At 39.2% G+C, this 21,787-nt stretch carries 21 protein-coding genes; 17 read left to right on the top strand and 4 right to left on the bottom strand.

Annotated elements, in window-relative coordinates:
• Positions 1-6 precede the first annotated feature (6 nt).
• From secY to GX654_21590, 10 genes are all read left to right on the top strand, one after another.
• Positions 7-1,320, top strand: a complete 1,314-nt coding sequence (secY, locus tag GX654_21635; protein NLD39465.1) for a preprotein translocase subunit SecY — start codon at positions 7-9, stop codon at positions 1,318-1,320.
• Between the two features lie 31 nt (positions 1,321-1,351).
• Complete coding sequence (rpmJ, locus tag GX654_21630; protein ID NLD39464.1) at positions 1,352-1,465, top strand: 50S ribosomal protein L36; 114 nt, start codon at positions 1,352-1,354, stop codon at positions 1,463-1,465.
• Positions 1,466-1,516: 51 nt separating this feature from the next.
• Complete coding sequence (gene rpsM, locus GX654_21625; GenBank protein ID NLD39463.1) at positions 1,517-1,888, top strand: 30S ribosomal protein S13; 372 nt, start codon at positions 1,517-1,519, stop codon at positions 1,886-1,888.
• 18 nt (positions 1,889-1,906) lie between these two features.
• Complete coding sequence (rpsK, locus tag GX654_21620; GenBank protein ID NLD39462.1) at positions 1,907-2,302, top strand: 30S ribosomal protein S11; 396 nt, start codon at positions 1,907-1,909, stop codon at positions 2,300-2,302.
• Between the two features lie 132 nt (positions 2,303-2,434).
• Positions 2,435-3,064 (top strand): 30S ribosomal protein S4, encoded by a 630-nt coding sequence (rpsD, locus tag GX654_21615; GenBank protein ID NLD39461.1) that lies wholly within the window; start codon positions 2,435-2,437, stop codon positions 3,062-3,064.
• Between the two features lie 30 nt (positions 3,065-3,094).
• On the top strand, positions 3,095-4,153 hold the full coding sequence (locus tag GX654_21610) for a DNA-directed RNA polymerase subunit alpha (protein NLD39460.1): 1,059 nt from the start codon (positions 3,095-3,097) through the stop codon (positions 4,151-4,153).
• 2 nt (positions 4,154-4,155) lie between these two features.
• Positions 4,156-4,569, top strand: a complete 414-nt coding sequence (rplQ, locus tag GX654_21605) for a 50S ribosomal protein L17 (GenBank protein NLD39459.1) — start codon at positions 4,156-4,158, stop codon at positions 4,567-4,569.
• 222 nt (positions 4,570-4,791) lie between these two features.
• Positions 4,792-5,736, top strand: coding sequence for an aspartate carbamoyltransferase catalytic subunit (locus GX654_21600; protein ID NLD39458.1), 945 nt, complete (start codon positions 4,792-4,794; stop codon positions 5,734-5,736).
• Positions 5,717-7,021 carry a dihydroorotase gene (locus GX654_21595; protein ID NLD39457.1) on the top strand — a complete coding sequence of 435 codons (1,305 nt, stop codon included), beginning with the start codon at positions 5,717-5,719 and terminating at the stop codon, positions 7,019-7,021. Before GX654_21600 ends, GX654_21595 begins: the two co-directional genes overlap by 20 nt.
• Positions 6,984-8,372, top strand: coding sequence for a sigma-54-dependent Fis family transcriptional regulator (locus GX654_21590; GenBank protein ID NLD39456.1), 1,389 nt, complete (start codon positions 6,984-6,986; stop codon positions 8,370-8,372). Before GX654_21595 ends, GX654_21590 begins: the two co-directional genes overlap by 38 nt.
• 307 nt (positions 8,373-8,679) lie before the next feature.
• On the opposite strand, the gene GX654_21585 is transcribed toward GX654_21590, so the two are convergent.
• The gene (locus tag GX654_21585) at positions 8,680-8,874 is read right to left on the bottom strand and encodes a type II toxin-antitoxin system VapB family antitoxin (protein NLD39455.1); all 195 of its coding nucleotides are present in this window, start codon (positions 8,872-8,874) and stop codon (positions 8,680-8,682) included.
• 393 nt (positions 8,875-9,267) lie between these two features.
• Here GX654_21585 and GX654_21580 point away from each other — a divergent pair, with 393 nt between their 5' ends.
• The 7 genes from GX654_21580 (at position 9,268) to GX654_21550 (ending at position 17,838) form a co-directional block, all read left to right on the top strand.
• Positions 9,268-9,660 (top strand): prepilin-type N-terminal cleavage/methylation domain-containing protein, encoded by a 393-nt coding sequence (locus GX654_21580; GenBank protein NLD39454.1) that lies wholly within the window; start codon positions 9,268-9,270, stop codon positions 9,658-9,660.
• Between the two features lie 1,237 nt (positions 9,661-10,897).
• On the top strand, positions 10,898-11,596 hold the full coding sequence (locus tag GX654_21575) for a tetratricopeptide repeat protein (GenBank protein NLD39453.1): 699 nt from the start codon (positions 10,898-10,900) through the stop codon (positions 11,594-11,596).
• A gap of 23 nt (positions 11,597-11,619) precedes the next feature.
• Positions 11,620-12,390 carry a glycosyltransferase family 2 protein gene (locus tag GX654_21570; GenBank protein NLD39452.1) on the top strand — a complete coding sequence of 257 codons (771 nt, stop codon included), beginning with the start codon at positions 11,620-11,622 and terminating at the stop codon, positions 12,388-12,390.
• Complete coding sequence (locus tag GX654_21565) at positions 12,383-13,366, top strand: class I SAM-dependent methyltransferase (GenBank protein NLD39451.1); 984 nt, start codon at positions 12,383-12,385, stop codon at positions 13,364-13,366. Before GX654_21570 ends, GX654_21565 begins: the two co-directional genes overlap by 8 nt.
• A gap of 113 nt (positions 13,367-13,479) precedes the next feature.
• On the top strand, positions 13,480-15,318 hold the full coding sequence (locus GX654_21560) for a tetratricopeptide repeat protein (GenBank protein ID NLD39450.1): 1,839 nt from the start codon (positions 13,480-13,482) through the stop codon (positions 15,316-15,318).
• Positions 15,319-15,477: 159 nt separating this feature from the next.
• Entirely contained in the window at positions 15,478-16,398 is a 921-nt protein-coding gene (locus GX654_21555) for a metalloregulator ArsR/SmtB family transcription factor (GenBank protein NLD39449.1), read from the top strand.
• A 15-nt stretch (positions 16,399-16,413) separates the two neighbouring features.
• Positions 16,414-17,838: an adenosylhomocysteinase gene (locus GX654_21550; protein ID NLD39448.1), complete on the top strand. Its 1,425-nt coding sequence runs from the start codon at positions 16,414-16,416 to the stop codon at positions 17,836-17,838.
• A 180-nt stretch (positions 17,839-18,018) separates the two neighbouring features.
• Here the strand turns inward: GX654_21550 and GX654_21545 are convergent, their stop codons facing one another.
• From GX654_21545 to GX654_21535, 3 genes are all read right to left on the bottom strand, one after another.
• Positions 18,019-18,459 carry a putative toxin-antitoxin system toxin component, PIN family gene (locus tag GX654_21545; GenBank protein ID NLD39447.1) on the bottom strand — a complete coding sequence of 147 codons (441 nt, stop codon included), beginning with the start codon at positions 18,457-18,459 and terminating at the stop codon, positions 18,019-18,021.
• A 1-nt stretch (position 18,460) separates the two neighbouring features.
• A complete protein-coding gene (locus tag GX654_21540) occupies positions 18,461-18,730 on the bottom strand; it encodes a type II toxin-antitoxin system Phd/YefM family antitoxin (GenBank protein ID NLD39446.1) in 270 nt (89 codons plus the stop codon).
• 210 nt (positions 18,731-18,940) lie between these two features.
• Positions 18,941-21,760, bottom strand: coding sequence for a hypothetical protein (locus tag GX654_21535; GenBank protein ID NLD39445.1), 2,820 nt, complete (start codon positions 21,758-21,760; stop codon positions 18,941-18,943).
• Positions 21,761-21,787: the final 27 nt, after the last annotated feature.

The raw sequence follows: 21,787 nt of genomic DNA, 5'->3' as shown, positions 1-21,787 counted from the left end.
CTAACCTTGCTAGGCAGTATACAAAATATTCCTAAAATTCCAGAGCTGAAAAAAAGGCTTATCTTCACATTGCTAATGCTAATTGTGTATAGACTGGGCTGTATTCTGCCTACCCCCGGTATTAACGGTGAAGCTCTAACTGAATTATTTAACTCTATTCAGGGAAATCCTTTCGCCCTTATAGATATGTTTTCCGGCGGGGCTTTAAGCAGGGCGTCTGTTATGGCATTGGGAATAATGCCCTATATAACCTCTTCTATCATTTTACAGCTTCTTGCAGTGGTTGTTCCTCATCTTGAAAAACTGCGCAAGGAAGGTGAACAGGGAAGAAAAAAGATAACCCAGTATACGCGTTATGGAACTGTTATATTGAGCATAATCCAAGGGTTTGGTATAGCAATCAGTCTTGAAAGAATGAGCGCTCCTGGTGGCGCCATGATTGTTGCATCGGGTGGATGGGGATTCAGATTACTTACAATCATTACACTCACTGCAGGGACGTCGTTTCTAATGTGGCTTGGTGAGCAGATTACTGAAAGAGGAATAGGAAACGGCATCTCACTCATAATTTTTTCTGGCATAGTAGCAGGGTTCTGGCCCGCTTTTTACAGGGTTATAAGCCTCATGAGCGCAGGGCAGATAAGCATTTTCCTTATGGCGATAATTATAATTGTAATGGTTGCAGTTACCGCATTTGTTGTGTTTATGGAGAGAGGCCAGAGAAGAATTCCTGTGCAATATGCTAAAAGGGTAGTTGGCAGGCGCATGTATGGTGGGCAGAGCACCCATTTACCATTAAAGATAAATGCAGCAGGAGTTATACCTCCAATATTTGCCTCTTCTATACTCTCATTTCCTCTTATGGTTTCAAATTTTGTTGATGTTAACAATATACCGTGGTTACAAGCTATAACAAATTCAATGAACCCCGGACATGTTATTTATAATGTAATCTATGTGCTCTTTATAATATTTTTCTGCTATTTCTATACAGCCGTAAATTATAATCCTATGGATATAGCCGAAAACATGAAGAAACAGGGTGGCTTTATACCGGGTATCAGGCCAGGCAAAAACACTGCCGAATATATTGATAAGGTAATGACCAGGTTAACACTAGGGGGAGCGATTTATATATCTTTAGTGTGTATACTTCCTCAGATATTGATGTATAAGGCAAACATGCCCTATTATTTTGGTGGAACATCCCTGCTTATTGTGGTAGGAGTCGCTATGGATACCGCCAATCAGATTGAATCGCATATGATGATGAGACATTACGAAGGATTCATGAAAAAAGGAATTGGTAAACACAGATAGGTTGCAGGATTATTCAGGAGAATTATTTATCATGAAAGTAAGAGCATCAGTTAAAAAAATGTGTAGCAAGTGCAAGATAATTAAACGCAAGGGTGTTTTGAGAGTTATCTGTGAAAACCCCAGACATAAACAGAGACAGGGCTAACTTGTTGCGTCGATAATATGGTTTATTTCATATCATAAAAGGAGAAATAACTTGGCAAGAATTGCAGGGGTAGATTTACCGAAGAATAAAAGAATCGAGATTGCGCTTACCTATATTTTTGGGATAGGAAGAAGCGGTTCTCAAAAAATACTTAATGAGTGCGGTATTGATTATGATACGAAGGCTGATGATCTAACTGAAAACCAGATCTCGGATATAAGAAGTATTATTGATGAAAAACATAAGGTTGAAGGTGATTTGAGACGCGATGTCTCCATGAATATCAAGAGATTAATGGACTTGGGTCTGTATCGCGGTATTAGGCACAGAAGGGGTTTACCGGTAAGAGGTCAAAGGACAAGCACGAATGCAAGGACCAGAAAAGGCCCCAGCAAATCAATAATGGGCAAAAGGAAAAAATAAGGAGATCAGTTTACAACTATGGCAAAACGTGTAAATAAAGGGAAAAAGATAAAGAAGGAAAAAAAATCAGTACCTAACGGTATAGTGCATATTTGCTCCACCTTTAATAATACGATAATCACCATTACTGACACTGAAGGTAATGTTATATCAGATTCCACTGCTGGAAGGCACGGTTTCAAGGGGTCAAAAAAGAGCACACCATACGCAGCCCAGATGGCTGCTCAGGGTGCATTAAAGGCCGCAATGGAACAGGGGCTTAAAACTGCTGAAGTAAGGGTAAAAGGTCCTGGAGTAGGCAGAGAAGCAGCATTACGCGCTTTGCAGGTTGAGGGTTTTACAGTAAGCATAATAAGAGATGTTACCCCGATACCTCATAACGGGTGTCGCCCTCCAAAGAGAAGAAGGGTATAAATATCTCATTTATCAATACAAATCAGATCGAATGGGTTTGATTTGTCAACAATGGGTTTGAAAGTTATTCATTTTTATTGATAGATGATATTAAGATAAGAAATTTTTGATCAATAGATTAGGAGGCTAGGATTGGCCAGATATACAGATTCATCATGTAGGTTGTGCAGAAGAGAGAATCTCAAACTCTTTCTAAAGGGGGATCGCTGCTACAGTGATAAATGCGCCTTTGAAAGAAGACCATATGCGCCCGGTCAGCATGGCCAGAGACGGGGAGGCAAGGTTTCCGACTATCAGCTGCAGCTTAGAGAAAAGCAAAAAGTTAAAAGAATATACGGCGTTCTGGAAAGGCAGTTTAGAAAATACTATTATAATGCTGAAAGGCAAAAAGGTATCACTGGTACAAATCTTCTGCTTTTTCTTGAATGCAGGATTGATAATGTTATTTACAGGATGGGTTTTGCATCTTCAAGGAGTCAGGCAAGGCAACTGGTTAGACAGAATCATTTTACAGTTAATGGCCAAAAGATAAATATTCCTTCATTTCAGGTCTCTAAAGGAGATTGTATTGAGGTAAAGGAAAAAAGCAGAAAGTCGAAGGTCATTCTTGATTCGTTGGAGACAGTAGTTCGCAGAGGAATTCCTGCCTGGATCGATCTTGATAAAGATAAATATCGTGGCACTCTGACGGCTATTCCCAACAGGGAAGACCTGACTATGCCTATGCAGGAACAGCTTATAGTTGAGTTGTATTCCAAATAGGAGTTGATTTTAATCCTTTAATAAAATCTCATGTATCATAGTGGAGGTACTTTTTTGGGAGATCTTAAAGCAAGAAACTGGCGTGAATTGATTAAACCGAAAAGCATTGAAATAGAGTCTGAAACAAGATCTGCTTTTTACGGTAAATTTGTATGTGAACCACTTGAAAGGGGTTTTGGTATAACTATCGGAAACGCCCTGAGGCGTATTTTACTATCCTCATTGCAGGGTGCAGCGATAGTTTCGGTTAAATTTGATAATGTCGTTCATGAGTTTTCCTCTATACCGGGGGTTATCGAGGATGTTACTGAAATCATCCTGAACCTTAAGGAGATCAATCTAAGGTTGATAGATGTTGAAGAAGCGGTGCTTAGCCTGTCTGTAGATGGGGAAGGAGTCGTTACAGCAGGGGATATCAGCCAAAATGAAGAGGTGGAGATCCTGAATCCGGAAAAACAGATAGCCACATTGAGTAAAAAAGGAAAACTCAATATGGAGATGGTTGTCAAGATGGGTAAGGGTTATGTACCGGCTGAAAAAGACTCCGCGTCCAATAATGAAATCGGTGAAATACTTATTGACGCCAGCTTTTCACCCATAAAGAAGGTGAATTATATCATTTCGAATGCCAGGGTGGGTCAGAAAACAGATTATGACAGGCTGACCATAGAGATATTTACAGATGGCAGCGTATTACCTGAAGATGCACTCTCATACTCTGCCAAGATACTTAAAGAGCAGATGACGCCCTTTATAAATTTTGAAGAAGAGGCAGAGCCTGATGAAATAGAGGAAGAGGAAGAGAGCGACAAGCTTAATGAAAATCTTTTCAGGCCGGTTTCAGAGCTTGAATTGTCTGTCAGGTCTGCGAACTGTCTGAAAAATGCTGAGATAACCATGATCGGGGAGCTGGTACAGAAGACCGAAGCAGAGATGCTCAAAACTAAAAACTTTGGCAGGAAATCCCTTAACGAGATCAAGGCCATACTTTCAGAAATGGGATTAGGATTGGGCATGAAGATTGATAGATTTCCATCAGCAGCCCCTGAGATTGCAGATGATGAAGATGAAAGCGAAAAGGAAGATTAAAAATGAGGCATCAAAATAGCGGTAGAAGACTTGGACGTAACTCAAGCCATAGAAAGGCAATGTACCGAAATATGGTTACATCTCTTTTCAAATATGGAAAGATTGAAACAACAGATGCTAAGGCAAAGGAACTGAAACCAATAGCTGAAAAGCTTATTACACTTGCCAAAAAGGGCGATCTGCACTCAAGAAGGCTCGCAATATCCTATATGAGTGAAAAAACTATTACCCATAAACTTTTTGACGACATAAAGAACGGGTATCTGAACAGACAGGGCGGGTATCTAAGGATAATAAAAAACGGTTTCAGGCATGGTGATGCTGCGGCTGTCTCTATTGTTCAATTACTTAATTCTGATGAAATGGCAAAAAAGGCTGCAAAAAAGGATATAACTTCTGAAGATGGCACAAAATAATATCACTTTAAAATAAGCAGTTAAAAGATATTTACAGGATAAAAAAAATAAAGTCTGAATATTTACAGTTTGAGTGCTTGACCAATTAGAGCTCATTTGCTAGGATACCTGGATTTCAAAAACACTTAATATATAAAAGCAAATGGCAAACTTACTTGTCCAAAATTGGGAAAAACCTCCTTACCGGTTACACGGTAAGGAGGTTTTTTTTCACGGAGCTATATGAGCCTGTTTAATCATAAAAATCTGTTAGGCATGGGTCAGTTATCTGTCAGTGATATCAATCTTATTCTTCAAACAGCAGAATCATTTAAAGAGATCTCCACAAGGGATATTAAAAAGGTGCCAACACTCAGGGGAAAAACAGTTGTTCTTTTTTTCCATGAACCAAGCACCCGGACAAAAACCTCCTTTGAGATTGCTGCAAAACGGCTGAGCGCAGATACATTCAGCCTGTCATCCTCCGGAAGCAGTATGGTAAAAGGTGAGACACTTATAGATACTGCAAAAAATCTTCAGGCGATGAATCCTGATATTATTGTGTTGAGACATTCGTCAAGCGGGGCGCCGCATCTCCTTGCAGATAAAATATCAGCATCCATAATTAATGCAGGTGATGGCGCACATGAACATCCTTCACAGGCATTGCTTGATCTATATACAATAAAGGAAAAAAAGGGGCGAATCGATGGTCTCAAGGTTGCCATAATTGGAGATATATCACATAGCCGTGTGGCAAGGTCAAATATTATAGGGCTTACAAAGATGGGGGCAGAGGTTACAATATCCGGGCCCCCAACAATGATCCCTCATGATGTGAGGGAATTAGGGGTTGAGGTAGTTAATAATCCCGCTGAAGCTTTTATAAACAAGGATGTGATAATGGCCTTAAGGGTTCAGCTTGAGAGACAGAGCAAGTCACTCTTCCCGAGCACAAAGGAATATTCTAATTTTTTTGGGATAAGTGAAAAAACACTGTGCAGGGCCAAAGAGGGCGCAATACTAATGCATCCCGGCCCTGTAAACTGGGGTGTTGAGCTTTCACCGCAGATCGGTGACAGCCCCTGTTCTGTTATCCTTGATCAGGTCTCTAATGGCGTTGCCATAAGAATGGCCTTGCTTTACCTGTTGCTTGGAGGGGCGCGAAGTGAAGAAGCTGCTAATTAATGGTGAATTAATCAATACAGAAAGTCTCATCATTGAACAGAAAGATATTCTTATTGATGGCGGATATATTAAAGGTGTTTTTGATAGAGGGGCGCTGTCATATAAACAGGAAGATGTTCAATGCATTGATCTATCAGGCAGGTATATTGCTCCGGGGCTGATAGATATGCATGTACACCTCAGGGAACCGGGCGCAGAATACAAGGAGACCATAGAAAGCGGGTGCCTTGCCGCAGCAGCAGGGGGATTCACCGGAATTGCATGTATGCCCAACACAGAGCCTGCTAATGATAACAGCACTGTAACAGAGTTTATTTTAAGCCAGGCTAAAAAGATGGGTATTGTAAGGGTCTATCCGGTTGCTTCCATTACAGTAGGAAGAAACGGCTTAAACCTTACAGAGTTTGGCGAACTTAAAAAGGCTGGGGCAGTTGGCATCTCTGATGACGGCTCACCCGTTAAAAACAGTGAGATCATGCGGAGGGCCCTTGAATATGCACAGTACCATAAACTAACTGTTATTTCTCACTGTGAAGATACTGAGCTCTCAAATGGCGGGCATATGCATGAAGGCAGTATATCCGCGAGGATAGGCATTAAAGGCATACCATCGATAAGTGAAGAGATCATGATAAAAAGGGATATATCACTGGCGGAATTTACAGGTTGCCCGGTTCATATAGCCCATGTAAGCACAGAGGGTAGCGTACATGCCATAAGGCTGGCCAAAGAAAAGGGTATACCTGTTACCGCTGAAACTGCCCCTCACTATTTTACGCTCGACCATTCTGCTGTAGAAGGTTATAACACTAACGCCAAGATTAACCCTCCATTGCGGACACCGGCAGATGTGCAGGCGATTAAAAAGGGGCTAAAAGATGGTGTTATTGATGTAATAGCAACAGACCATGCCCCGCACCATATGCTTGCAAAGGAGGTGGAGTTTGATCAGGCAGCATTCGGTATTATAGGGCTTGAAACAGCCCTTCCTCTTTGCCTGAATCTGGTAAGGGAAGGGGTGCTTACCCTGCCTCAGATGATAAAAAAGTTGTCTCTTCAACCCGCAACAATACTTGGGGTACAGGGAGGCATAATAAAAGAGGGTGTAAAGGCTGATCTGGCAGTATTTGATATGGATGAGAAGTATGTCTTACAAAAGGATGATATCCTGTCAAAAAGCAGGAACACCCCTTTTATAGGGGTAACTCTTAAAGGTAGAAATATATTTACAATGGTAGAGGGTAAGATTGTCTGGTCAAGAGACGCCAAATATCCTTGTTGTTGATGATGACAGGAGCATGAGGGAGTTCCTTGAGATCCTTTTGACCGGAGAGGGGTATAATGTAACCCTTGCTGATAATGGGGAGACAGGGTGCAGTGCGATTGATAGTACTAATTTTGACCTTATTGTGACCGATATCCGCATGAAGGGTTTAAATGGCCTTGATGTGTTAAGAAAGGCCAAGGCAAAAAACCCTGAGACAATGGTTGTTATGATCTCTGCCTTTGCGACCGCTGATACAGCCGTAGAGGCCATGAAAGAGGGCGCCTATGACTACATCCCCAAGCCATTCAAGGTAAAAGAGTTTAAAAAGATTGTTAAAGACACTCTTGCAGCAAGAAGAACAAATACATCAGAAAAGGTTATTGATCATGTAGACTCCGGGTATACCTATCATTTTGATTGTATTATAGGGGAAAGCCCACAGATGAAAAAGGTGTATGACCTCATTGAGCGTGTTGCAGGCACAAAGAGTAACATACTCATTACAGGTGAAAGCGGTACAGGAAAGGAGCTGGCTGCACGGGCCATACATAATCAGAGCCCGCGTAAGGATAAACCCTTTGTTGCAATAAACTGCTCCGGCATACCGGAAAGTTTAATAGAGAGTGAACTGTTTGGCTATAAAAAAGGGGCATTTACAGGGGCTAATAACGATAAGGTAGGCCTGTTTGAGGTGGCAGATGGAGGGACAGTCTTTCTTGACGAAGTCGGAGAATTGACACCTGCTATTCAGGTTAAGCTCCTGAGGGTAATACAGGAAAGGACATTCACCTCTGTAGGCGGCACAGAAGAAAAAAGGGTGGATGTACGCTTTATATCGGCAACCAATAAGACCCTTGAAAGGGAAGTGGTTGAGAACCGGTTTCGCGAGGACCTCTTTTTCAGGCTTAATGTAATCCAGATTGTAATGCCGCCTTTGCGTAAACGAGAGGGTGACCTTGAGATATTATGCCGCTTCTTTCTTGAAAATTTTTCAAAAGAGCTTGGTAAGGATATCAAAAAGATATCTGCATATGCCATTGACCTCCTTAAGAACTATTCCTTCCCCGGTAATGTCAGGGAACTCGAAAATATCATAGAAAGAAGCGTAGCTCTTGAAACCTCGAATATTATTCTTCCTGAAAGCCTGACCCTGTCTGATTTTCATCGTGACATGGACGCAGCAAAGCAAAGAAGACAATCTGATTTAACTCCGGAGGGGATAAATCTCGATTCTGTTTTGGCTGAAATAGAAAAATCCTACCTGCAAAAGGCCATGGAGATGTGTAATGGGTCAAAACAAAAGGCCGCAAAATTACTGGGTTTAAGCATGAGATCGTTTAGATACCGGTTTGAGAAGAAAGAGAGTTAGGGATACTCAAAATCAAAATACAATTCACCACGGAGAGCACGGAGGGCACGGAGAAACGAAAGCCTATGAATTTATATAATTTGGCATCTTTTTTTGTAATTCCCTCGAAAGCGTGAATCCATTAATTTTAAAAAGATTTCCTGGGTGTCATCCGGAGTTAATACCACAGTTATTGCTGGACGGGCATGGCGACTTATTTTCAGTGTTGACTATAGTTTTTCACCCCGTGCTCTCCGTGGTGGAAAATCTTTTTTTAAAGGGTATATTCAACTTTCAAACCTTTTAAGATACTGCGAAAACATCACCTTCATTCAAAAACCTTTTCTATTATGTCGCCTTTATCAGCAACCTGTTCATGTGCTTCAATAATGCTGTTGTCAATTATAACCATTTCAAGCGCCTTGTTAACAGCTTCTTTATCGGTTCGAACGCGGAAGATTGACCGGGCCATATCTATATAGTCCTGATCAAGTTCAATAGTCTTTTTAATTATTTTTGGCATTTAAATCACCTCCTTGCCATACGAAATGAAATTTTATATGGGAGGAGAAGGTAAGTCAATATTTATTCATAATTATATTTAAAATTGGGATATGTGACAATTTTTGGCAATAGTATTACAAAAATTGTCAGAAGTTTTTTCTTTGACACCTTCTGAAGACATTCTATACAAACCATTTTCCATAACTAATTGAAAATAAAGGGTTAAAAAATATGGCCATCATCCACCCTGTGTGGCACGGTATTTGTATATTGTTCAGTATAAATTTGATGAAGAACAATAGAATAGATGGAGAAGATAGGAAAGGAGGTGAATCTCCATAGATTGTTTTAGGGTTATTTAATTGATCATGATCTAACTTTTTATTTTTTGGAGGAAATTATGTTTACAAAGATGAATATGAAGAATGAAAAAGGTTTTACACTTATAGAATTGATGATCGTTATTGCGATTATCGGCATCCTGGCAGCAATAGCTATTCCAAACTTTAACGCATACAGGGCAAGGTCATATAACTCCTCTGCAAATACCGATATCAGAAATATGATAACTTCACAGGAAGGTTATTATGTTGATAAAGGCACATATGCAACGGACGTAGATGATCTGAAAACTTATGGTTATGTCGTATCAGATGGTGTTGATGAAGCTGCTATTAATATTGAAGTTGATACAGATACAAATGAATATACAATTACGGGTGTTGCTAACACAAAAGCTGGTGATAGGGCCGTTACATATAGTGTTGTTGGACCTGGTGGCACTATTGGTAAGAGCCCGAATTAACCCCTGTTTAATTAGCTAATAAATAGTATTTAATAACAGGTGAACCAACAATTAACAATATACCCGGATTTGGCGTCTACTATTGCTGAATTCGGGTATATTTTATTATCACTTCCTTTTAATGATATTTCATATATTAAAATATGATATTCAAAACAGGTTGTTCCACTGTCTGCTGATATGTCTACTGTTAATAATTGTTTACATTCCATCCTTTTCCGGTGATTTTATCCTCGATGATATCCCACTGGTAAAAAACAATGAATATTTCAGTGAATTTCATTCCTTTGGTTCATATTTAAACCAGGAGGATGGATATGATAAATATTCGGCAGGGCATACAGGGTATTACAGACCCTTAGTAAACCTTTTTTATTCGCTTGATTATAAGGTCTGGGGCCTCCTTGCCCCCGGATTTAGAATAACAAATCTTGTACTTCACCTGGCTACATGTTTTGCTTTGTTTGCCTTTTTTAATCTATTTATTCATAATAAAAATATTACACTGATGCTAGTGGTGCTCTTTGCGCTTCACCCTGTAAACACCGAGACCGTTTCATGGGTGGTGGCGAGAAATAATATAATCGCTACATTGTTCGGATTATTATCTATAACAAATTATATCCATGCATATAATAACAAGTCTTATTATGATTATATCCTGTCAAGCCTGTTTTTTACACTTGCCATTTTTTCCAAGGAATTCAGCCTGATGCTGCTACCAGTATTTTTCATTTATCACAGGTTGTTTTTAAACAGGTGTAAAGCTAATAACTATGAACTGATAGGATATCTTCCTTTTGTTATTATTTCTGTGGTTTATTTCTGGCTGCGGTTCAATGTGACAGAAACCTTGTTAACACCATCAGAACAATCAGATTTAATGACCAGCCTAATAAACATCCCATATATTATATTCTTAAACCTTAAAATGGTCATACTCCCATATAACCTGCACAGTTTTATTGTTAATTATCCAAAAGGCATGATAAATACTCACTCCATTCTCAGTATCTTAGGCCTATTGGTAGGCTTTTATTTGTTATATAGATACAGAAAAAACCACCTGATAGTCTTTTCTGCAGGTGCTTTTCTTCTAACCTTGTTTCCGGTTATCGGTATCATAAAATCATCTGCTCCATCACTAATAGCAATGAGATGGCTATATTTCCCTCTGCCATTTATTTTGCTTATTTTATATCCCTTAATTGAAAAACTATATGCTCGAAATAGAACAATGGTTGCATGTCTATTTTTAGCAGTAATTATATTTCTTGGATTTAACTCATACACTCTTAATCGTTATCTCTGGCACTCAGAAGATGCCTTTTTCAGGCAGGAGGTGTTGCAGTTTGATAACTATTTTTATGCAGATGGACTGGCTGATATATATATAAGAGAAAAAAAGTCTGCTGAGGCTATGGTACTTTTTGAAAAGAATTTTGAAAGTGGCGTAAAAAGGGTAATCAATTATCTTGCCTATGCAGATTTATTACTTGAAAATGGTGAGACAGAAAAATCGCTTGAATATCTTGAAAAGGCCCGCCCGCTATGTTTCTCTCCTGAAGATCAGGGGGCATATTATGATAAAAAAGGTGTGGCCCTTTTCAGGCTAAAGATTTTTGAGGATGCACAGCAAAGTATTCGTATGGCGATAAGCAATTCACCGGAAGACCCCATGTATTGGGAACACCTGGGTGTGGTTCAGGGTAAAATGGGGGAACATGATAAAGCGCTCGAAACTTTTAAAAAGGCAATTAGACTTGGTAATAATTCTACTACAATATATATAAATATGGCCAACGCTTACATTTCGACTAATGAATGTGAAGAAGCGATCAAGTTTATTAGTAGAATTAACAGGACTAAGAAGGATGCCGGTTTGAACATGCTTCTTGAAAAGGCCGGGAGATGTCTGGCAGATAATAATACTTAAATATCGATTATTAAGAGGGTCAGATGATTAATGGAAAAAATATAGTGGTTGTCTTACCGGCATATAATGCGGAAGAGACATTGGAAAAGACCTTTGCTGAAATTCCCTTGGATGTTGTGGATAAGGTTTTAATGGTTGATGATCACAGCAAGGACAATACTGTGATGTTAGCAAAAAGACTTAGAATAGATACCATTGTTCATGATCAAAACTACGGGTACGGGCGAAACCAGAAGACCTGTTATTCAGCGGCATTGAGGCAGGGTGCAGATATTGTGGTAATGGTACACCCCGATTATCAGTATACACCAAAACTTATAACTGCAATGGCAAGCATGATAGCTTTTGATGTCTATGATGTGGTATTAGGTTCCAGGATAATCGGGGGAAAAGCTCTTAGTGGCGGTATGCCTCTATACAAATACTTTGCTAATCGTTTACTGACTAGTTTTCAAAATATTTTTCTAGGTAGTAAATTATCTGAATTTCATACAGGCTACCGTGCCTTCTCCAGAAAGGTGCTCGAAACACTTCCCCTTAATGCCAACTCTGATGATTTTGTATTTGATAATGAAATGCTTGCCCAGATAATATTTTTTAATTTCCGTATTGGTGAGATATCATGCCCTACAAGGTATTTTAAAGAGGCGTCTTCAATAAATTTTTCTAGATCGGTTAAATATGGCCTTGGAGTAATTTCAACCTCATTAAAGTTTTTTATGTCTAAACAGGGTGTCCGCCTGCATCCGATATTCAATCCTGAAAGTCCCAAGCTTAGAGACTTTAATGACTGATCAATCTATTATGCATACAGATATGTGCCCATTATGTAAAAATAAGGGGACAAGTGATCTTTATTCCACATTCTATAATCAGTCAAAATATAGTGTCAGGCAGTGCATGAAGTGCAATCTAGCCTGGACAGTCTCTTTGAATGATGAGTCCAAAGATATCTATAATGATAAACAATACTATGGAGGCGGTAATAATAAATTTATACCGATCCTTCATGATATAAGGAGTAGGCTCTCCAGGATAAGGGCTAAAAGATATTTCTCTATGATTCCAAAGTCAGTCAAACAGCCCAAAATCCTTGACATAGGTTGTGCTGAAGGAAGGCTGTTAAAATCTTTTCTTGAATTGGGTTGTGAGTGTTATGGAGTTGAACATGTCTCATATCCTGAAGATAGATTTATCGATAAAGAAAAGATAAAGTACTACCATGGTGATCTGAATACTATTCCTCTTGAGAAAGGGTTTTTTAACATCATTATTCTCTGGCATGTTCTTGAACATATTGATAATCTAGGTGAAGTTATTAGCAAGGTGTCTAATCTCCTTACCCATGGTGGAATAATAGTCCTGGCAGTACCAAATTTTTATTCCACAGAAGCAAAGATATTTAAGCAGATATGGTTTCACCTTGATATACCCTGGCACAAATATCATTTTACAAAAAAATCGGTTGGATATCTGGCAGAAAAAAATCATTTTAAAACAATTAGTAATTCAACCTTTTGTGTGGAACAGGGTCCTTATGGCTTTGTTCAAACCATATTGAATGCCCTGAAATTTCCGCGAAATGAGCTATATGAAGCTTTGAAAGGACATTTAAATAAAAACAGATTATTATCATTATTTATCCAGGCTTTTATTGCAATGTTATTTTTAATGCCTTGTATCCTATTATCCTTTTATTCATCGATCAGAGGAGAAGGTTCTATTTTTAAGGCGGTTTTGGTGAAAAATGGTAAATCACCAGTATTATAGGTATCCTATGTATATGGATAGAAAGTTTTGGATGGAATATTAATTAAAGGTCTTATTTGATGTTTTCATGTACCTTTTTTTAGCAAAATCTACAGGAGGATATAGCAAAAAAATTGCAGGCTATAAAAATCTCTAAGAACAGTATTTTATATATCATCTTAGCATTGATAATACTTATAATATATTGGAATTTACAGACTTATGAATTTTTAAATTATGATGATAATGATTTTGTTATAGAAAATGAATATATAAGAGATGGTTTTTCTGCAAAAAGTCTATCATATGCTTTTACAGATATGAATTCAGGGATATGGCTCCCTGTAACATGGTTATCCCATATTTTTGATTGCCAGTTGTTTGGTTTAAATCCAATGGGGCATCACTGGAACAATCTTATATTGCATATTATTAATTCACTCCTGGTATTTATAATTTTACAAAAAATGACCGGAGCCATATATAGAAGTTTCTTTGTTGCAGTACTTTTTGCTGCCCATCCAATTCAGATTGAGTCTGTAGCCTGGGTATCTGAACGAAAGAATGTTTTAAGCACATTTTTCTACCTAATTACTATATTAAATTATATCTTTTATTCAAAGAGTTTAAGCACCGGCAGATACTTGGTAGTTATTTTTTTTTATATCCTGGGTTTAATGTCTAAACCAATGATGGTCACTATGCCTTTTGCGTTGCTGCTTCTGGATTACTGGCCTCTGGGGCGTATTACCACCTTTAAGGAGTTTAATATTTACTCTAAAAAAGGTGGGAATAGAAGAATATTGCTTGAAAAAGTACCTTTTCTAATAATTGCCATTATTTTCAGCATCATCAGTTTTCAGGCACAGTATATTGCAGGAGCAATGACAGATCTTGAAAGTATACCTATCAATGCAAGAATTGAACTCTCATTGGTCTCATATGTAAAATACTTATTCAATTTAGTATGGCCTGTCAGGTTGGCATTTTTTTATCCCTATTCAGGTGATATTTCTTTTTGGGAAATAGTAGGTGCTTCATTCATGTTATTCCTTATCAGCGTTTATAGCATTCGCTGCGTCATGACAAAAAGTCATGTTCTGTTCGGTTGGCTATGGTTTTTGGGCACTATGTTCCCTGTAATAGGATTGGTCCATTTAGGTGATCAGTCTATGGCAGATCGCTATCTGTATATTCCTTGTATAGGGATTTTTGTAATAATTGTATGGGAAGTATTTCGACTTAGCAAACAGTATGTTACACATAAAGCATCGCCAGTAATAATATTCGGTGTTGCGACAATAATACTTGTTTTTACTTCAATTAGTCAGATGAAGCACTGGCGGAATAACATTACTCTTTACTCTCATGCCATAGAGGTAATAGAGAATAACTATGTAGCTCATGGAAACCTGGGGGCTGTATTGCTTAATAGCGGAAAGTCTGATGAGGCAATATATCATCTAAGAAAAGCCCTTGAAATAAAACCTCAGAGTAGAAAAAGCCATTTTGATTTAGGTACAGCCCTGGCGGCCAAAAGAATGTACAGTGAGGCAAAAAAGCATTTTAATGTGATACTGAAGAGCTATCCTGATGATACTGAGACAATCTTAATGCTGGGGCGTGTTCATTTTGACTTGGAAGAATATAAAAAATCCATTGATTATTTTTCAGTCATTTTGAAACAAAATCCTAACCATTTTCAGGCCCTTGAATATTTGGGGAAAAATTTTCTGAGGCTTAAAAAACCTGAAATGGCAAAAAAAATTTATTTTTCTGCCATTAAGGTACGCCCTGATTCCCCATCTATACTGTTTATTCTTGGTACAATATTTCATAATGAAGGTGATCTGGAAAAAGCAGAGTATTATTACAAAATGGCTTTAAAGTATAAACCTGATTTTAAAGAGGCAATAATTAATCTTAAGAATATCAGGATGATAAATAAATCTGCTGATATCTCTCCTAAATAAAATATAGTTTTTAAGTTTCAAAAGAAGGCTTGAATTTCCATGGTAGAGCTATTTAACGTCTAATGGTGTTTATTATGCGGATAAAATAAAATTATCTCTTGACTCATTATAAAAATTCCATATAATCCATATATAAATATATCTTGATATATGGATTATATGGAAAGTATAGTTTATTTTAAGGCCCTTGCAGATGAAACGCGGATTCGGTTGTTTAACATACTTCTCAATCATGAGATGAGTGTGAACGATTTAGTCAGTCTTATGGGTATGGGGCAGTCACGCATATCAAGGCATCTCAAGATACTTACTGATTCAGGGATTGTTCAATGCCGGAGAGATGGTGTATGGGCATTTTTTTCAGCTTCAAAGGCGGGGAAAGAAAAAAAATTTGTTGACTCGATAAGATTTCTTTTTGATGAAGAGCCCGAACTTGCAGAGGATCTGAAAAATGCTGAGGCAGCAATAACTGACCGCAAAAAGAAATCAAAACAGTTTTTCAATAGAATTGCCCATAAATGGGATGATCTTAAACAGCAGATCATCGGTGATTTTGATCTGAATGGAGCAATTCTGAAACATGTGGAAAGATGTGCATATGCGGTTGATATGGGCTGCGGAACAGGCCAGCTTCTCCACAGATTAAAAGAGGTTGCCGCTGTTTCGGTTGGAGTTGATTCATCTCCTCAAATGCTTGAACAGGCAAGAAAACTTTTTTCAGCAGATAACGGCAGTATTGAGTTGCGTCTTGGTGAACTTGAACATCTGCCAGTAGGTGATAACCAGGCAGATCATGTAATCATCTCTATGGTGCTTCATCATATACCTTCACCTGAAAAGGCAATCGCTGAGGCAGCCCGGATACTTAAAAACAAAGGCAGGCTCATAATCGTTGATTTTGAAAAACATCAGGATGAAGATATGAGAAAAAATTATGGTGACAGGTGGCTTGGCTTTTCAAAAGAGGAGATCAACACATATCTTGCGGATTTGGGGTTTGCAATAATACTTACTGAATCCTTTGAGATGAATCAATCGCTTAAACTTAACATTTATAAAGCAGAAAAAATTAACAATTAATATAAGGAGAACCAAATGAGTTTTGAAGAACTTGATCTAAAACTAAAAAACAGAGTGGCAGACATGTCACAGGCTGATTTCGGCCATAAGGATATGCAGTTATCAGAGAATGAGATGCCCGGCCTTATGGCGGTAAGAGAAAAATATGGCAAGGATAAACCTCTCAAAGGCATGAAGATCATGGGGAGCCTTCACATGACTATACAGACAGCCATGCTCATAGATACACTCCATGCACTCGGTGCTGACCTGAGATGGGCAACATGCAATATATTTTCCACACAGGATCACGCAGCAGCAGCGATTGCTGATAAGGGTACTGCCTCAGTTTTTGCATGGAAGGGCGAGACCCTTGAGGATTTCTGGTGGTGTACAGAGATGGCCCTTACATGGCCTGACGGCTCTGGCCCTGATCTTATTGTTGATGATGGGGGTGATGCAACACTGTTTGTTCATCAGGGTGTGAAGGTTGAAAATGACCCATCTCTACTTGACAAGACATACACTAACCCTGATCTGAAGTGCCTCATGGATCGTTTAAAGGTTAGCTATAAAAAGGACTCGCAACACTGGCACAGGGTTGCGGCAAACATCAGGGGCGTATCAGAAGAAACCACTACAGGTGTTCACAGGCTTTATCAACTGGCAAAGAATAATGAACTACTTTTCCCTGCTATCAATGTTAACGATTCTGTAACCAAATCCAAGTTTGATAATCTTTATGGCTGCCGTGAGTCACTTGCAGATGGAATCAAACGGGCAACAGACATCATGATAGCTGGTAAGATAGTTGTTGTATGCGGTTATGGGGATGTGGGAAAGGGCTGCGCAAGCTCCATGAGGGGTTTCGGGGCAAGGGTTATTGTAACAGAGGTTGACCCCATATGCGCGCTTCAGGCAGCTATGGAGGGTTATGAGGTCCTGACTATGGAAGATGCTGTAACCATCGGGGATATCTTTGTTACCGCAACCGGTTGCTATAAGGTAATCACCGGCGCCCATATGGAACAGATGAAGAACGAGGCCATTATCTGCAATATCGGCCATTTTGATAATGAGATTGATATGAGATACCTTGAAAGCACATCTGGGTGCAAAAAAATTAATATAAAACCCCAGGTGGACAAATGGAAGCTGAAATCAGGGAGATCAATTATTATCCTGGCAGAGGGGCGTCTTGTAAACCTTGGTTGTGCAACAGGGCACCCCAGTTTTGTAATGAGCAACAGCTTTACAAACCAGACCCTTGCCCAGATAGAGCTTGCCACTAAAAAACATGAAAAAAAGGTCTATACCCTGCCAAAGACACTGGATGAAGAGGTGGCAAGGCTCCATCTTGGAAGGCTCGGTGTAAAGCTTACAAAACTTACACAGGAGCAGGCAGATTATCTGGGTGTGCCGATAGAAGGGCCATATAAATCGAGCCATTACAGATACTGATATATCTACTGAATTTCATGTAGCATCAGGGCTAATCCATTTACTGTAGAGACAAGGCATGCCTTGTCTCTACAGGTGGGTGATAACAGGCAATATTCGTCATTTTGAACGTATAAAGAAACTCAGGCTCAATACAATTCTTACAAACTCCCGCTGATTATCTGGTCATATTAAAGATACCTACTCAGTACCAATGAACTCTTCAATAAACTCTGAAGGTGTAAGAATCCTTATGTCCCTGTATTCTTTTAAGGAGGTTAAATGCTGATCTCCGGACACAATGAAATCTACATGACCTTCAAGAGCAGCTGCCAGGACAATATTATCTGAAGGGTCTTCTTTGATAATATTCGGAATAGTTTCGGGTACTACAAGGATTGAAATTTGACTAAGCTTGGTTAAAAAATCTTCTATTTCTGTAGTTGTTACAGCTCTCTTGTTAAGCGCTTTTCGGATTTTTGAATAATCAAAAACGCGACGGGCCTCTTCAAGGATAGCATGTGATAATATCAGTTGCAGATGGCCGTCATAAACAGTCTGAAAAAGCCTATCAGGGTTGCTTCCTGGTGTAAGAACAGCGCTGATAATAATATTTGTGTCAACAACCAGGCGATAACTCATTTTATGATGTCCTGATATCTGAGATTGCTTCTGAAATCAGGACCTCTGTAGTTGCAATATCAGCGCCCTTCATTTTTTCTTTTATTATATCCGCTGCTATGCGCGCCTCTTCTCTGTTTTGTCTCATTATCTCATACTTTTCCATTGAAACAATCGCAACCATAGCCTTGCCTGCACGTTCCACAATAAAATCATCACCTCTTAAGGCAGCTTCATTCAGGATCTGACCAAAATTTTTTCTGGCATCCATAGCCGTTATTATCTTTTGCATTTATATGCCTCCATTTAATGCTTATTATATGAATTATATCAATTGATATAATTATATTTCTTGATATGATAATGTCAAATATTATATGGCTATTTTAAAGTATACTTCATAACAGCCAAGGCTATTTTAAAGTAGGTTTTAAAACAGCCTCTATTCTAAAGGCCTCTAATAATGGAGAGATCATATAGCTATATTACAGGATTATTTTCCTTATTCCCCCCTTTTAACAAACTCCCTTCCGATCTTGAATTTATCAATGACCTCTATTGATGCCTTTGTCTCAGGCTTTATGGTGTGCTGTCTTGCAAACAAAAGTATATCAACTGTCTTTCTGGTGGCGGGATTAATGCTCTCTGAAAGGATTTTTAGTACCTGGGCTTTTGTCAATCCGTCAAGGGCATTCAAGTCCTCGTCCTTCCTGTTAAAATCCTTATTATACTCAAATGTCAACCTGTCAAAGAGCATGGCCTTTTCCATGATACTCTTGGGTTTTTGTAAAAGCTCAGTTTTAACAGCCGTTTTGAATTGGGCAAAATCAGCATCGGGTAATGCCTTAAACTCAGGGGGCAGAGTATCAATGAAACGATCTGCCCTTTCACGTATATCATCAGCAGGGTGGCTTTCTGATTGGACAATAAAAAACAGGTAATGCTGGCCATTATCCTCCTGGGCTGCGGATGAAACAATATAGCCCAGTTGCTGTTTTGTGCGCATCTCAGTATAGAAGGGCTGTGAGATAAATTTATCAATGATACGTGCTGCCATTCTTAGCTCCGGGGTTTCGCTACCCAGGTAAACAGTCTTCCAGAGGCAGGAATTATTTGTCTCAAGCCTTTCAATATATGTAAGCGGGTCATTCGCCTTTTCAACAAGGATAGCCTGTTTAAATGTATCCTCTTTATTTAATGGGGTTGAATTTAATAAAGATTGCAGCATGCGTGTTAACGTAACAGTCTCGTCTGCAGTGATGTTACCATGTGCAATGCCCTCTATCCGTGCCTTATTGTATAGTGCACCAGTGAATCCTTTTAGCTCTTTAAGTTCAACAAGTTTTCCCTCTGCCAAAATGGAGTCAACACTAAAATATTTCTCTTTCCTGATCATGCGTGAGACATGGCGAGCGACCTCCCAGGCCTGACCCATCTTGAAATTCCCCCACTCCTGTATTTTCCTCTCTTTGATGTCATTAAACTGCTGCTCGCTCAGATCTATTGATTTTAACCTGCTGCCAATTTCTCTTATTAACATTGGTATGGAAGCGCTATAGCCACTAATGATTAAATTTATACCGTCCATATCCTCAGAAAATCTAAAATCAAGCCCTGCCTCAGAGGCAGGGTATGCTATTTCATTCAGCATTTCATTTACGCATGCTGTATACAGGGATAACTTCGCCATGTATGTTGGGCTCACAACCCCTTTATCGTGCTTGATGCGCAAAACAATAGTTGCCTCCGGTCTTTTAAAGGTGGTGTCCTGGCTATACCACATTTCTATACCCTGCTCGTTGATAATATTTACCGGCTGTTCAGCAAGCAGGCGCACACTTTCAGGCAGAAAAGGGTTTGGAGCAGGAAGCGCAAGCTCATTTATCTTGGGTGGTTTTACAATGGATTTATATATCTTTCCTTTCTCCACACTGTAGGAGAACCTGGTGCCATAGTATGGTTCAATGCTGTCAGTATTCAATCCCTTTGCTGTCAGCATGCAGAGCATGTTATCAGGGGTAAGCTGTTTAAGAACAGAATTAATCAACCCCGGTTCGAGTTTTTCATATATGTAATCAACAGTCTCAGCAAGGTCAGGTGAGTAGTGGTTCATATTACCTGCCAGGTGGGTTGCCCTGTCAGCCCCTTCACCCTTGTATTTGTATGTATAATCAAGTTCAGCAATATGTTTGATCTCTTCAAAGAGATAATCAGGGATACCTTTTTCACGAAGAAGAGCGATGTAACTGAAACAGTATTTAATAACATCCTGATAATGCTCTACACCCTTTTGGGTAAGCTTGATGTTGATCACGAACTTTCCATAATCGGTTGTTGTGTTGCCACCACCGGCGCTTAAACCAGTAGCAAGCCCCTGACTTTTAAGGAAGGACAGAAGCGACCCTTTGCCTTCATGACCCATACAAAAACCAACAAGCATCTCAGGTTTTGTCCGGTAATACTCTATAAAACTTGGAGTGGAGAATGTGAGCGTGAGTTCCCTGATATCTTTTACAGGGATGCGTTTGATCAAGCGCAGGCCTTTTACATGCTCCAGATAGTCAGGGCCATATTTTATCTTTTCAAGGTTATTATTCTTTACAGGTAAAAAATATTCTCTCGCAAGTTTTTCAAGTTCATCCAGGTCTTTGTTGCTTAAAAGTACAAGGCTCATCCTGTTGGCTGAATAATAGGTCTCATAAAACCTTATGAATTCATCCTGTTTTACCCCTTTAAGTGTATCTATATTACCTGTTGCAAAATGGTTTGCAGGGTGCTCTTTCCTGTAAAAGGCCTTAAAGAGCTGATGTTCGCGCCAGTCATCCTGTTCAAGGTTTTTCTGGTGTTCTGAATGAACGGCATTTATCTCTCGCTCAGTGTATTCGGATGAAAAGAGAGGGGAGATAAAAAACTGTGAAAACCTGTCAAGCGCCCCATCAAAGGCATCATGCTGGATTTCAAAATGATAGTTGCTTCTGTCCTCACCTGTGAATGCGTTTGTATAGCCACCGTGACTATCCAGGTAGGTTGAAAATTCATCAACCTCAGGGTATTTTTTATTCCCCAAAAAGAGCATGTGCTCAAGAAAATGTGCCAGTCCCTGCCTCTCTTCAGGGTCCATCAGAGACCCTGCCTGAACCTCAAGTGAAACCGCTGATTTGTTAAAAGCAGGGTCTGAAACCAGCAGCACCTTTAACCCGTTTTCAAGTACCAGGTTGCGTGAAACAGATTTATCTTCCGGGTGTTTCGTAAGGGTTTGGGCAGCTAGGCTTATATTTAAAAAGATAAAAAATCCCAGGACAAGGGCGGCTATTCTTTTCATGTTGGCTCCTCAGATTCAATTTTTATA

This window comes from Desulfatiglans sp. (assembly GCA_012513605.1).
Taxonomy (GTDB): Bacteria; Desulfobacterota; DSM-4660; order Desulfatiglandales; family HGW-15; genus JAAZBV01.
This window is presented reverse-complemented; position numbering and strand designations above follow the sequence as displayed.

Excerpts from the sequence above, each read along its gene's own strand:
- GX654_21545 (NLD39447.1), bottom strand. The coding sequence starts at position 18,459 with ATGAGTTATCGCCTGGTTGTTGACACAAATATTATTATCAGCGCTGTT.
- rplQ (NLD39459.1), top strand. The coding sequence starts at position 4,156 with ATGAGGCATCAAAATAGCGGTAGAAGACTTGGACGTAACTCAAGCCAT.
- rpsK (NLD39462.1), top strand. The coding sequence starts at position 1,907 with ATGGCAAAACGTGTAAATAAAGGGAAAAAGATAAAGAAGGAAAAAAAA.
- GX654_21540 (NLD39446.1), bottom strand. The coding sequence starts at position 18,730 with ATGCAAAAGATAATAACGGCTATGGATGCCAGAAAAAATTTTGGTCAG.
- GX654_21570 (NLD39452.1), top strand. The coding sequence starts at position 11,620 with ATGATTAATGGAAAAAATATAGTGGTTGTCTTACCGGCATATAATGCG.
- GX654_21535 (NLD39445.1), bottom strand. The coding sequence starts at position 21,760 with ATGAAAAGAATAGCCGCCCTTGTCCTGGGATTTTTTATCTTTTTAAAT.
- GX654_21575 (NLD39453.1), top strand. The coding sequence starts at position 10,898 with ATGGTTGCATGTCTATTTTTAGCAGTAATTATATTTCTTGGATTTAAC.
- rpmJ (NLD39464.1), top strand. The coding sequence starts at position 1,352 with ATGAAAGTAAGAGCATCAGTTAAAAAAATGTGTAGCAAGTGCAAGATA.
- GX654_21585 (NLD39455.1), bottom strand. The coding sequence starts at position 8,874 with ATGCCAAAAATAATTAAAAAGACTATTGAACTTGATCAGGACTATATA.
- GX654_21580 (NLD39454.1), top strand. The coding sequence starts at position 9,268 with ATGAATATGAAGAATGAAAAAGGTTTTACACTTATAGAATTGATGATC.
- GX654_21555 (NLD39449.1), top strand. The coding sequence starts at position 15,478 with ATGGAAAGTATAGTTTATTTTAAGGCCCTTGCAGATGAAACGCGGATT.
- GX654_21600 (NLD39458.1), top strand. The coding sequence starts at position 4,792 with ATGAGCCTGTTTAATCATAAAAATCTGTTAGGCATGGGTCAGTTATCT.
- GX654_21610 (NLD39460.1), top strand. The coding sequence starts at position 3,095 with ATGTATCATAGTGGAGGTACTTTTTTGGGAGATCTTAAAGCAAGAAAC.
- GX654_21550 (NLD39448.1), top strand. The coding sequence starts at position 16,414 with ATGAGTTTTGAAGAACTTGATCTAAAACTAAAAAACAGAGTGGCAGAC.
- GX654_21565 (NLD39451.1), top strand. The coding sequence starts at position 12,383 with ATGACTGATCAATCTATTATGCATACAGATATGTGCCCATTATGTAAA.